General features: G+C 75.0%; 9 protein-coding genes. 4 read left to right on the top strand and 5 right to left on the bottom strand.

Translation table 11 applies throughout. From position 1 onward, the window contains the following. Positions 1–4: 4 nt before the first annotated feature. Positions 5–1,198 carry an acyl-CoA dehydrogenase family protein gene (locus ACQP04_RS03345; protein ID WP_433505612.1) on the top strand — a complete coding sequence of 398 codons (1,194 nt, stop codon included), beginning with the start codon at positions 5–7 and terminating at the stop codon, positions 1,196–1,198. Between the two features lie 115 nt (positions 1,199–1,313). After that, a complete protein-coding gene (locus ACQP04_RS03340; protein WP_433505611.1) occupies positions 1,314–2,894 on the top strand; it encodes a fatty acyl-CoA synthetase in 1,581 nt (526 codons plus the stop codon). On the opposite strand, the gene ACQP04_RS03335 is transcribed toward ACQP04_RS03340, so the two are convergent. The 5 genes from ACQP04_RS03335 to ACQP04_RS03315 all read right to left on the bottom strand — a co-directional run bounded on the left by ACQP04_RS03335 (position 2,873) and on the right by ACQP04_RS03315 (position 10,170). Beyond that, positions 2,873–3,334 (bottom strand): type II toxin-antitoxin system death-on-curing family toxin, encoded by a 462-nt coding sequence (locus ACQP04_RS03335; RefSeq protein ID WP_433505610.1) that lies wholly within the window; start codon positions 3,332–3,334, stop codon positions 2,873–2,875. The two genes, ACQP04_RS03340 and ACQP04_RS03335, sit on opposite strands and share 22 nt — an antisense overlap. After that, positions 3,331–3,537 carry a DUF6290 family protein gene (locus ACQP04_RS03330; RefSeq protein WP_433505609.1) on the bottom strand — a complete coding sequence of 69 codons (207 nt, stop codon included), beginning with the start codon at positions 3,535–3,537 and terminating at the stop codon, positions 3,331–3,333. Before ACQP04_RS03330 ends, ACQP04_RS03335 begins: the two co-directional genes overlap by 4 nt. Before the next feature lie 45 nt (positions 3,538–3,582). Further along, a complete protein-coding gene (locus tag ACQP04_RS03325) occupies positions 3,583–3,960 on the bottom strand; it encodes a rhodanese-like domain-containing protein (protein WP_433505608.1) in 378 nt (125 codons plus the stop codon). Then, positions 3,957–4,550, bottom strand: a complete 594-nt coding sequence (locus ACQP04_RS03320; protein WP_433505607.1) for a cysteine dioxygenase — start codon at positions 4,548–4,550, stop codon at positions 3,957–3,959. The genes ACQP04_RS03325 and ACQP04_RS03320 overlap by 4 nt, the downstream gene beginning before the upstream one ends. 151 nt (positions 4,551–4,701) lie before the next feature. Then, a complete protein-coding gene (locus tag ACQP04_RS03315) occupies positions 4,702–10,170 on the bottom strand; it encodes a SpoIIE family protein phosphatase (RefSeq protein ID WP_433505606.1) in 5,469 nt (1,822 codons plus the stop codon). A 145-nt stretch (positions 10,171–10,315) separates the two neighbouring features. Here ACQP04_RS03315 and ACQP04_RS03310 point away from each other — a divergent pair, with 145 nt between their 5' ends. Together ACQP04_RS03310 and ACQP04_RS03305 are read left to right on the top strand one after the other, a co-directional pair. Next, positions 10,316–11,020 carry an acetoacetate decarboxylase family protein gene (locus ACQP04_RS03310; RefSeq protein ID WP_433505605.1) on the top strand — a complete coding sequence of 235 codons (705 nt, stop codon included), beginning with the start codon at positions 10,316–10,318 and terminating at the stop codon, positions 11,018–11,020. Positions 11,021–11,035: 15 nt separating this feature from the next. Continuing rightward, entirely contained in the window at positions 11,036–11,860 is an 825-nt protein-coding gene (locus ACQP04_RS03305; RefSeq protein WP_433505604.1) for an alpha/beta fold hydrolase, read from the top strand. Positions 11,861–11,883 lie beyond the last annotated feature (23 nt).

The raw sequence follows: 11,883 nt of genomic DNA, 5'->3' as shown, positions 1-11,883 counted from the left end.
TCGCATGGAGCCGCAGTACGCCCACCTCGGCGAGGCGCTGGGTACGGACTTCTTCTCGGTCCGCGAGCAGTTCACGGACGAGCAGTGGGAGCGGTTCGCCGCCGTCCGCAAGTTCGTCGACGCCGAGGTGCTGCCGGAGATCGGCGGGTACTGGGAGCGCGGCGAGCTGCCGTGGCACCTCTTCCGCAGGCTGCCCGAGCTGGGCATCGTCGGCGAGACGATCACCGGCTACGGCGCGGCCGCGATGAGCCCGTTGGCCTGCGGGCTCGTCCACATGGAGCTGCACCGCGGCGACGGCTCGCTGGGCACCTTCCTCGGCGTGCACGCCGGGCTGGCGATGCAGTCGATCGCGATGTGCGGCGGCGAGGAGCAGAAGCAGCGCTGGCTGCCGTCGATGTCCACGATGCAGCGGCTGGGCGCGTTCGCGCTCACCGAGCCGGAGCACGGGTCGGACTCGGTCGCGCTGGAGACCACCGCGCGCCGGGACGGCGACCACTGGGTGCTCGACGGCCGCAAGCGCTGGATCGGCAACGGCACCATCGCCGACCTCGTCGTCGTGTGGGCCCGGGACGAGGCCGACGGCGAGGTCAAGGGCTTCGTCGTGGAGACCCCGACCGAGGGCTACGAGGCCACCGTGATCGGCGGCAAGGTGTCCGTGCGCTCGGTCTGGCAGGCCGACCTCACGCTCACCGGCGTCCGGGTGCCCGAGGAGAACCGGCTCACGGAGGCCCGCAGCTTCGCCGACTGCGCCGCCGTCCTCGCGTCCACGCGGGGGCTCTGCGCCTGGATGGCCCTCGGCCACGCGACCGCGGGCTACGACGCCGCGCTCCGCTACGCCAAGGAGCGCACCCAGTTCGGCAAGCCGCTGGCCGCGTTCCAGATCGTGCAGGAGAAGCTGGTCCAGATGCTGGCCGACCTCACCGGCATGCAGCTGTACTGCATGCAGATCGGCCGGCTCGCCGAGGCCGGACGGCTGTCCCCGACCGTCGCCGGCCTGGCCAAGATGAACAACACCCGCACCGCCCGCCGGATCCTCGGCACCGCGCGGGACCTGCTGGGCGGCAACGGGATCCTGCTCGAGCACCACGTCGCCCGGCACTGGGCGGACATCGAGGCGGTGCACACCTTCGAGGGCACCGAGACCATGCAGACGCTGATCGTCGGCAAGGAGATCACGGGGATCGGCGCGTTCTCCTGACTCGTGAGTGGCGATGGTCGCTCCGGCAGCGATCGCCACTCACGAGGGGTGTCGACCCGAGGCGGCCGGGCGGGGTCTACTGATCACCGGACGGCTCGACGAGGAGGCCCTGCACATGACCGACGACGACCTCGACCGCTACCTCCCGCCGTACACCGCGGAGATCGCGCGGGCGCGGCGGCAGAGCATCGGCTCGCTCCTGGCCCGCACGGCGAAGAAGTACCCCGACAAGCTCGCGGTGGTCCACCGCGACACCCGGCGGACCTTCGCCGAGCTCGACGCCGACGCCAACCGGGTGGCGAACGCCCTGGCCGCGCGGGGCGTACGGCGGAACCGGCGGGTGGCGATCCTGTCGCACAACTCGTACGCCTTCGTCGTCGCCTACTTCGCGCTGGCCCGGATCGGCGCGATCTCCGTGCCGGTCAACTTCAACTTCACCGCGGGCGAGGTGCGGTACGCGCTGGAGGACAGCGGGGCTCGTGCAGCGATCGTGTCCGAACGGCTCGCGCCGACCTTCGAGGAGGCCGGGGTGCCGGTCGAGCTGCAGGTCGTGGTGGGTACGCGGGACCATTGGGTGGGCTTCGACGAGTTGCTCGCGCATTCCGACGCCACCGAGCCCGACGTCGAGATCGGCGACGACGACCCGGTCCAGCTGCTCTACACCAGCGGCACCACGTCGGCTCCCAAGGGCGCGATCATGACCAGCCGGAACCTGATCGCCCAGTACGTCTCGGACATCGTCGACGGCGAGTACCACCGCGACGACGTCGAGCTGCACGCCCTGCCGCTCTACCACTGCGCGGCGCTGCACGACTTCCTCACGCCGGACGTCTACCTGGGCGCGACCAGCGTGATCGTCGACTCGCCGGATCCGGGGACGATCCTGCGCACGGTCGAGGCCGAGAAGATCACCAAGATGTTCTGCCCGCCGACGGTGTGGATCCGGCTGCTGCGCTCCCCCGACTTCGACCGCTACGACCTGGGCTCGCTGCGCAAGGGCTACTACGGCGCGGCGATCATGCCCGTCGCCGTGCTGAAGGAGCTCGGCGAGCGGCTGCCCGCGATCCGGCTGTTCAACTACTACGGCCAGACCGAGCTGGCACCCAACGCCACCGTGCTGTTCCCGGAGGAGCAGATCGCGAAGGCGGGCACGGCGGGGCGCGCGAGCCTGAACGTCGAGACCCGGCTGCACGACGACGAGGACAACCCGGTGTCCGTCGGCCAGGTCGGCGAGATCGTGCACCGCACCCCGCACGCCATGCGCGGGTACTGGGGCAAGCCGGAGGCGACCGCCGAGGCCTTCCGGAACGGCTGGTTCCACAGCGGCGACCTCGGGGTGATGGACGCCGACGGCTACCTCACGATCGTCGACCGCAAGAAGGACATCATCATCACCGGCGGCGAGAACGTCGCGAGCCGCGAGGTCGAGGACGCGATCTACGAGCACCCCGCGGTCAGCGAGGTCGCGGTGTTCGGGGTGAAGCACCCGGAGTGGATCGAGGCCGTCGCCGCCGCCGTCGTGCTGCGGGAGGGCGCCACCGCCGAGCCGGCCGAGATCGTCGCCCACACCCGGGAACGCCTCGCCGGGTTCAAGGCGCCCAAGTACGTGGTGGTCGTCGACGAGCTGCCCAAGAACCCCAGCGGCAAGATCCTCAAGCGCGAGCTGCGCGACACCTACGCCGGCCTCGCCGACTGAGCGGACCGGAGGTGCGAAAGGGCTACTCGCCGCGGCGCCGGCGCGGTGGGGAGGTACCCGGCCAGGCGGTCGACGATCTGCCGGAGCTCGGGCAGGGAGCCCTCGGCGACGTCCACGATGAGGTCGACGATCTCGTCCTGCGTAGCGACGAGCCGGATCTCGTTCAGATCGCAGAAGACCCAGGTCGCGAGCCACGCCAGTCGCTCGTTGCCGTCGACCAGCCCGTGGTTGCGGGTCAGCGACTCGCACAGGGCGGCTGCCTTCTCGAGCACGGACGGATAGGCGTCGGCGCCGAACACCGTGGTCTGCGGGCGGGCCGCTGCGGAGGCCAGCAGGCCGTGGTCACGGACCTGCGGCTCGCCGCCGACGGCCCAGCGGGCGATCTCCAGCAGATCGTCGAGATCCAGGTGGACGGTCTCCGGTCTTCCCGGACCGCTCACAGGGTGCCGAGGCGGTGCAAGGCCTCCGCGTAGCGTTCGGCCCCGGCCTCGGCGGATGCCGCGACCCGGGCCTTGTGCGCTCGGCGCGCGATCTGCTCACGTACCGCCCGGCGTGCGTAGTCGTTCATCGAGATGCCCTCGGCCTCTGCTGCGGCGCGCAGGGCCTCGGTCTCGTCCTCGGTGAACCGGACGGTCATCGCCATGAGGCGATGGTACGACGGTGATACCGCGTCCTCACCGACTCGCGTTCAGCGGGTGGGGAGGCCGGCCGCCTTCCAGGCCCGGAACCCGCCGTCGAGGTCGGTGGCGTTGTGCAGGCCCAGGTCCTTCAGGGAGGCGGCGGCGAGGCTGGAGCTGTAGCCCTCGGAGCAGGCCACGATCCAGGTGACGGCGTGGTCGACGGCCTCGGGGATGCGCGCGTCGGAGGCCGGGTCGAGCCGCCACTCCAGGTGGTTGCGCTCGATGACCAGCGCGTCGGCGAAGGAGCCCTCCTCGTCGCGCTGCCACTGCGGGCGGGTGTCGACCAGGCGCGCGCCCTCGCGCAGCAGCGCGGCGGCCTCCTGCGGGCCCACGCGGTCCAGCCGGGCCCGCGCCTCGGCCAGCACGTCGGCGATCGAGCGGGTCATGCCCCCACCTTCTCCGGTTCGTCCGTCAGCTCCGTGCGGGTGCGGCGCAGGAACTCCCCGCCCGGGCCCGACGCGACCTCGTAGTAGCTCATCGCGGTCAGCGGCGGCGAGTACGCGTGCACGCTGACCGCGGGCGACTCGAGGTGGTTGGCGACGTCGTGCACGTGGCCGAGCGGGAAGGCGGCGCCGCGCCCCGCCCGCAACGTACGGGCCCGCAGCCCCTCGCCGGCGACCCAGCGCTGCTCGACGAGGTCACCGGAGACCACGGTGAGCGCGCCGAGCGAGCCGGCGTGGTCGTGCAGCTCGGCGATCTGCTCCCGGGCCCAGCTGATCAGCCAGACGTCCACGACGTCGTCGCTGTGCAGCCGGCGGGACCAGCGGTGCACGGGATCGACGTGCACCGCGTGCCGGCCGAGGCGGACCTCTTCGACGTACCGGCGGGTCAGCGCGCTGAGGTCGGAGAGGTCGAGCGGGGTGGGGGCGGCGGTGCGGACCGCCGCACGGGACACGGTGCGGGCGTGCGCGAGCACGAGGTACTCCAGTAGGGGACGACGCGAGCAGGGGGCCTGGGTCAGCTCGAGCTGTGGCATCCCTGACAGCACTCGTCGAACACGTGCCCGCGGCGGCTCTCCCAGATGGGGCCGAGGTTCCACGCGGGCATCACGTCGATGATTCCAGCACACCCGGCGCTCCGGACGGAAATCCGCTCCCAGCGCCCGGGACCCGGACCCGAATGTCCGGTCAGCGCCCGTTGCGCCCGCTCAGGGGGTCCGGGACCGCGCCGATCAGGGTGTCCAGCCCCGCGAGGACCAGGATCCGGCGTGCCGGGCTGTCCGAGGGTGTGACCACGCTCAACTCCGTGCCGCCGGACCGCGCACGCTGCGCCAGCTCGGAGAGCAGCGCGATCCCCGAGCTGGAGACGTACGAGTCCGCGGCCAGGGTGAGGGTGAGCGGCCCGCCGCGGTCCAGCTCGGCGAGCAGGTCCGAGCGCACCGCGGCGACGCCCGCGAGGTCGAGGTCCCCCTCCACGTGCACGCGCACCGTGTGCTGGTCCGCCCACCGCCGCAGCCGGGTGACGGCCGGGCCGCCGTCGGTATGCGCGGGCTCGGCGGGCCGGTCGGCCGCCCCGCCGGGCAGCCGCGGGACCACCTCCACGGGCAGCGCCGGCAGCCGGAACCAGACCTCGGTGCCGTCGTCGGCCGGGAGGACCTCGACGTCCTCGGCCAGCTCGCGGATCAGCGCGAGCCCGCGCCCCCGGTAGCCGGGGTCGGCGGGCGGCGGCCGCCAGAGGCCGTGGTCGACGACCCGCACCGCGACCGAGCCCTCGGGCTGCAGCTCCAGGGAGAGCTCGACCGCGTCGGCGGCCGGCCTGTTGCCGTTGGTGTAGGCGTGCTCGACGGCGTTGGTCACCGCCTCCCCCACGGCGAGCTGCAGGTCGGTGGTGCCGTCCTCGCCCAGCCCGCACCGGGCCGCCCACTCCGCGATCGCCCGGCGCATCGGGGCCAGGCACTCGGCGTCGGCCGGCATCGACCGGGTCAGGGGCTCGGGCACCCGCCGGGCCAGCACCACGGCGGTGTCGTCCGGGGCGCCCTCCGCGTCGAGCATCCGCTCCAGCAGCACGTCGACCATGTCCGACGGCCGGTGCCCGGCCAGCGCGCCGAAGGTCGCGACCAGCCGGTCCATGCCGTCGTCGATCACCTCGGTGCGGCGCTCGAACAGCCCGTCCGAGCAGAGCAGGATCGTCTCCCCCGGCTCGATCCGGCCGTCGGCCTCCGCGAACGGCGGGCGGCCCGCGACGCCGAGCGGGGTGCCCCGGCCGCCGTCGAGCAGCCGGACCCCGTCCGGGCCGGCGACCAGCGGTGCGGGATGGCCGGCGCACGCGTAGCGCAGCTCCCCCGACGCCGTGTCGACGACAGCGCAGGCGACCGTGCTGGCCCGGGCGCCAGTGACCCGGCGGGCGAACAGGTCGAGCTGCTCGAGGGCGGTGGCCGGCGGCTGGCCGTTGACCAGGTTCGCGGCGAGCGCGCTGCGCAGCTGCCCCATGACGGCGGCGGCCGACGGCCCGCGCCCAACGACGTCCCCGACCACCAGCGCCACCCGGCCGTCGGCGAGGTCGAGCACGTCGAACCAGTCCCCGCCCGCCTCGGTGCCCTCGGTCCCCGGGTTGTACCGGGTCGCCACGGCGAGCCGCTCGAGCTGCGGCAGCTCCTGCGGCAGCAGGCTGCGCTGCAGGGTCACGGCGACCTCGTGCTCGGCCTGGTGCAGCCGCGCCCGCTGGACCGCCTGCGCGCACTGGCTGGCCAGGGTGAGCACCAGCCCGCGCTCGTCCGGCCCGAAGGCCGGGTCGCGGCCGAAGCCGAGCCCGATCACGCCGATCGCACGGCCTGCGACCAGCAGTGGGACGGCCGTGCGCACCGGGTACGGCGTCGGCTGCCCGTCCGCGGCCCAGATCGGCTCGGCCGACCGCACCACCTGGCCCAGCGGGTGGTCGGAGGTCACCCGCAGGCCGTGCTCGACGATCCGGCCGGTGTCCTGGTCCGCCCAGCCGTCGGCGGCCAGGGTGTGCAGGAGGCCCTCGTCGTCCACCAGCAGCACGACGACGGCCTCGGCGCCGATCGCCGACCGCGCATGGGCGAGGATCACGTCGGCCACCGACTCCAGGTCGGTGGCGCGGGAGAGCGCGGTGGCCACGGCGCCGAGCCGCTCGGCGAGCCGGCGGCCCTCGGTCTCGGCGACCAGCAGCAGCGAGCGGTCCAACGCCTGGGCCGCCAACTCCGCCACGGCCAGCGTCGCCTCACGGTCGCTGTCGGTGACAGCCCGCGGCCCGGTGAATCCGACGGCGATCATGCCGAGGTCCCGGTCCCCCGCCACGAGCGGCACCCAGAAGGCGGCCTCGATCCCGAAGGTGCGCAGCCACTGCGCGGCCGGGGGATGCTCGCTGTGCAGGCCCTCGGCGTCCTCGAACCAGAGCGCCTGCCGGGTGCGCAGCGCGGTGCGCGCCGGGTGGTCGCCGTCGAGGGAGACGGTGGAGAGCTCCGCGGGCGGCTCGCCCTGCCAGCCCTGCAACGCCAGGAGCTGCAGGTCCTGGCCGCGGGTCTGCCACACCCCGGCCACCGCGGACCCGAGCAGCGCCACCAGGTGGCCGGTCGCGGTCCGGGCGACCTCGGCGGGGGTCGCGGCCGCGGACATCTCGGCGGTCGCGCGGTGCAGCAGGCCCAGCCGCGTGCTGCTGGCGCGTTCCTGCTCCAGCAGCCGCGCGTTGTCCACCGCGACCGCCGCGCGCCGCGCGATCTCGGTGAACAGCACGGCGTCGGACTCGTCGAGCACCGGAGAGGCGCCCGTGCGCGCGACGGCGAACATGCCGAGCATCCCGCCGCGGGCCCGGAGCGGGACGAACAACGCGGAGTGCGCCCCGGACCGTCGCCACACGTCCTGGTCCTCGGGCGGGGTCTCGCCGAAGGCGGCCGCGAGCTGCTCGGGCGGCAGCAGCACCGGGTCGTCGACGTCGGCGAGCTGGTGCAGCACGGGCAGGCCGGGCAGGGTCCGCAGCTCTCGCTCGACGTCCGGGTCGGTGGCGGCGACGATCCGCAGGGCCGGGCCGGCGCCGTCGTCCGTGAACACGCGCACGATGTCGCCGAGGCCCTGGTCGACGACGGTCCGGGCGAACGCCTCCAGCCGCGCGGACTGGCTGATCTCCCGGTCCAGGGCGTCGCCGACGACCGCGTAGAGCTGGTGGCGGCGCTGCTCGGTGTGCCGGGCGTCGATGTCGAGGCAGCCGCCGACGTACCCGGCCCGCCGCCCGGCCGGACCGCCGTCCGTGCTGCCCGCCGCGCCGACCGGGGCACCGCGGTCGAGCACCCAGCGGAACCGGCCGTCGCCGCCCCGCAGCCGGTACTCCACCTCGAACGGCGCGCCCGCCCGCGTCGCCGCCTCGACGACCGAGCGGTACCGCTCGCGGTCGTCCGGGTGGATGCGCTCGCGCCAGTCCAGCCCGAGCTCGCCGACGGCGTCCCGCGCCCCGGTGAAGTCCAGCCAGCCGCGGTTGACGAACACGCGGTGCCCGCCGGCGTCGTCGACCCAGATCAGCGCGGGCGTGGAGTTGGCCATCGCCCGGAAGCGCAGCTCGGCGGCCCGCCGCACCCGGCCGAGGTGCAGGTGGTTGGCGACGCGCGCGAGCAGCTCCCGCGCGGAGAAGGGCTTGACGAGGTAGTCGTCCGCGCCCGCGGCCAGGCCCTCGACCGCGGCCTCCTCGCCGGCCCGCGCCGAGAGCAGCACCACCGGCAGGCCCGCGGTGCGGGCGTCGGCGCGCAGCGCGCGGAGCAGACCGATGCCGTCGAGCTCGGGCATCATGACGTCCGCGACGACGAGGTCCGGAGGGTCGGAGCGGGCCACGTCGAGCGCCTCGGTACCGCTCGCCACGGCGTGCACCGACCAGTTCTCGCTCAGCAGCCGGTGCAGGTGCTCGCGCATGTCGGGGTCGTCCTCGACCACGAGCACGCGGCCCTGCGGCGGGTCGACGGACTCCGGCAGCCGCGGCGTCCCGCGGTCCTCGGGCCGGGCGGGCGTCCAGCGCAGGGCCTCGGCGACGAACGGCTCGAACGTCTCGGGGCGCGGGTGCGGCGTGGCCGCGGGCCGCCCGAGGGTGATGCTCTCGACCGGCAGGTGGCTGAAGCCGAGCGGCAGCCGCACGGTGAAGGTGCTGCCGACGCCGGGGGTGCTGGCCGCGTCGACGGTGCCGCCGTGCACCTCGACGAGCTGGCGGACCAGGGCCAGCCCGATGCCGCTGCCCTCGTGCGAGCGGGCGCGGGCGGCACGGACCCGGTGGAAGCGGTCGAACAGCCGGGGCAGCTCGGCGGCCGGCACCCCGGTGCCGGTGTCGGCGATCCGCAGCACGAACCGGTCGTCCTCGATCCGGGTGCTCACCCGCAGGCCGCCCTCGAAGGTGAACTTCAGGGCATTGCTCAGCAGGTTGAGGACGATCTTCTCCCACATGTCCTGGTCGACCCAGGCGGGCCGCTCGGACGGCGGGCAGTCGACGTCCAGCCGCAGGCCGGCGCGCTCGGTCGGGGCGCGGAACAACGCGGCGAGCTCGCCGGTGAGCGTGCCGAGGTCGACGGGCGTGAAGCCGGCGTCGGGGTGGCCCTCCTCCAGACGCGAGACGTCCAGCAGGGTGTTGACCAGCTTGAGCATCCGCTGCGCGCTGCGGTGCGCCACGTCGGCGTCGTGCCGGACCTGCGGGTCGTCCGCCGCTCGGAGCTGCTCGAGCGGACCCATGATCAGCGCCAGCGGGGTGCGGAACTCGTGGCTGACGCCGGTGAAGAACTCGGTCCGGCTGCGGTCGCGGCTCTCCAGCTTGCCGGTGCGCTCCCGGTCCTCGGCGGCGGCCCGGACGGCCGCGAGCGCGGCGTCCACGTGCCCGGCGACGAGTGCGAGGAACTCGCGGTGCTCCTCGTCGGCCGGCTGCAGGGGCGACGCGCCGAGCAGCAGCCGGACCCCGCCGCTGAGCCCGGCCGCCCAGGCCTGCCCGCCCGACGGCAGCGTGACCAGGCCCTCCCGGTCCAGCAGCGCGACCAGCTCCGGCGTCGGGTCCACCCCCACGGCTACCGGCGCGCCCGCCCCGCCGAGCAGCGCGAACGGCACGTCCGGCGAGTCCACCAGCGCGGCGGCGACGTGGGCGGCGGCCGGGTCGGCCGGGCCGGCCTCCCGCACCAGCCGCGCCAGCCGGCCGAGCAGCGCGGTGCGCCGGGCCGCCACGACCTGCGCGGTGCTCTCGGACATCACGTCGAACACGCCCGCGACCGAGCCGTCGGCCGCGCGGACCGGGCTGAACGCGTAGCGCCAGAACGTCTCCCGCGGGCCGCCGGGGCGGTCCAGTACCAGGCGGTCGTCCGTGTGCTGCACCGCTTCGCCGGTGTCGAGGACGTGCCGCAGCGCGGGGCCGATCCGGTCCCACACCTCCGGCCACACCTGCGCGCCGGGCCGGCCGAGTGCCCACGGGTGCCGGTGGCCGAGGACACCGGCGAACGCGTCGTTGTAGACGACGCAGTGCTCCCGACCCCAGAACAGGGCGAGCGGGTGCGGCGAGGCGAGCATGAGGGCGACGGCCGAGGTCAGCTCGGCGGGCCAGCCGTCCGGGGCCCCGAGGGGCGAGTCCGCGGGGTCGGCGGTCGCGAGCAGGCGCCGGACGCCGGGGCCGTCCGGATCCGTCACGTGCCCTCCTTCACACCGCGGGACCGGCGCCCCGCCGGACCAGCCTGCCAGGTCCCCGTGGTCGCGGCGAACCGTGGCCCGCGCGGGCCGGACGCGGCCCGTCCTCCGGCCGCCCGGACCCCGTCCGACCGGGCAGGATGCCCGCATGGCGACGAAGCTCGACGACGGCTCCTGGGAGGTGCAGGGGAAGCACCTGACCTTCCCCGTGCGCATCGGCGACGCGGGCGTGGCCTGCGCCGCGTACCCCGTGCGGGCGGCCCGCGCGGCGGCGCTGCTGGAGGGCACCGGGCTGGAGCCGGTGGCCGTCGCGGGGTGGGCGCTCGCCGTCGTCGGGCTGGTCGACTACCGGGTCAACGACCTCGGCAGCTACGACGAGCTGGCCCTCGCCCTCCCCGTCCGGTTCCGCGGCCGGGTCGGCGTGCACGTCACGCAGCTGCCGGTCACCGAGACGTTCACGATGGAGGCCGGGCGGGCGCTCTGGGGACTGCCGAAATGGCTCGGGACCGCCGAGCTGGACATCCGGGGCTCGGACGCCACCGGGCACCTCGCGTACGAGGGCGCGCACGTCCTCACCGCGGCCCTCTCGACGCTGCCGTTCGCGCTGCCGGGCACCGTGCCCGGCTCGGTGACCGCCTTCGCCCCGCGCGCCGGCGTGATGCTGGCCAGTCCCGTCCGGGCCCGGCTGCGCGGGATCCGGGTCGGCCTCGGATCGGGCACGCTCGTCCTCGGTTCCGGTCACCCGATGGCCGACGAGCTGCGCTCCCTCGGCCTGCCGCGGCGGCCGCTGCTCACCGCGATCGTCGACCACCTCGCGTTCGACATGGACCCTGCCGAGGAGCTCTCCCTGTAGGGGATCATCGACCCCGTGACGGGGGTTCGCGTCGACGCGCTCGAGGTCCCCGGAGCCCGTCTGCACTGCGAGGTGCGGGGGTCCGGGCCGGTCCTGCTGCTCATCCCGGGTGGGGCGGCCGACACCGCCTCCTACGACGGGATCGCCCCGCTGCTCGCCGCGGACCACACCGTCGTCACGTACGACCCGCGCGGCACCTCCCGCAGCCCGGCCGTGGACCCGGAATTGGCGGCGTCCGTCGCGAGGCTCGCCGACGACGCCCAGCGCGTGCTCGAGGCGATCGGCGCCGGGCCCGCGACCGTCTTCGGCAGCAGCGCCGGCGCGGTCACCGGCCTGGAGCTCGCCACGCGGCGGCCCGAGCGGGTCGCGCGCCTGATCGCGCACGAGCCGCCGGTCACCGCCTTGTTTCCCGACGCCGCCCGGCACGACGGCGGGCGGCTGGCCGAGCTCCAACGGCGGGAGGGCACCCCGGCGGCCACGGCCCGCTTCCTCGCCGACACCGGCATGGCCGGCGACGCGCCGCCCCCGCCGACGGACGACCCGGCCGCCCTGGAGACGCTCGCCCGCTTCGCCGCCAACCTGCCGGGGTTCTTCGCGCACACGGTGGTCGCCGTCAGCCGCTACGAACCGGACATCGAGGCGCTGCGCTCCCTCGGCCCGCGGATCGTGGTGGCCGCCGGGCGGGACTCGGCCGGGCAGGTCCCGCGCCGCGCCACCGAGGCCCTCGCAGCGGCGCTCGGCACCACGCTCGTCGAGATGCCCGGGGACCATCGCGGGTTCCTCGGTGCACCCGTCGCCTTCGCCGAGGCGCTGCGGCCGCTGCTGGACGGGGCGCCCTGACCGTCAGCGCGGGGTCGCGGACG

The sequence above is a fragment of the Pseudonocardia halophobica genome (assembly GCF_050948485.1).
Lineage (GTDB): Bacteria > Actinomycetota > Actinomycetes > Mycobacteriales > Pseudonocardiaceae > Pseudonocardia > Pseudonocardia halophobica.
This window is presented reverse-complemented; position numbering and strand designations above follow the sequence as displayed.

What these genes read in the sequence shown, in the direction of transcription:
- ACQP04_RS03325 (WP_433505608.1), bottom strand. Translation starts at nt 3,960, where the DNA reads ATGACCCGCTCGATCGCCGACGTGCTGGCCGAGGCGCGGGCCCGGCTG.
- ACQP04_RS03330 (WP_433505609.1), bottom strand. Translation starts at nt 3,537, where the DNA reads ATGGCGATGACCGTCCGGTTCACCGAGGACGAGACCGAGGCCCTGCGC.
- ACQP04_RS03345 (WP_433505612.1), top strand. Translation starts at nt 5, where the DNA reads ATGGAGCCGCAGTACGCCCACCTCGGCGAGGCGCTGGGTACGGACTTC.
- ACQP04_RS03340 (WP_433505611.1), top strand. Translation starts at nt 1,314, where the DNA reads ATGACCGACGACGACCTCGACCGCTACCTCCCGCCGTACACCGCGGAG.
- ACQP04_RS03310 (WP_433505605.1), top strand. Translation starts at nt 10,316, where the DNA reads ATGGCGACGAAGCTCGACGACGGCTCCTGGGAGGTGCAGGGGAAGCAC.
- ACQP04_RS03320 (WP_433505607.1), bottom strand. Translation starts at nt 4,550, where the DNA reads ATGCCACAGCTCGAGCTGACCCAGGCCCCCTGCTCGCGTCGTCCCCTA.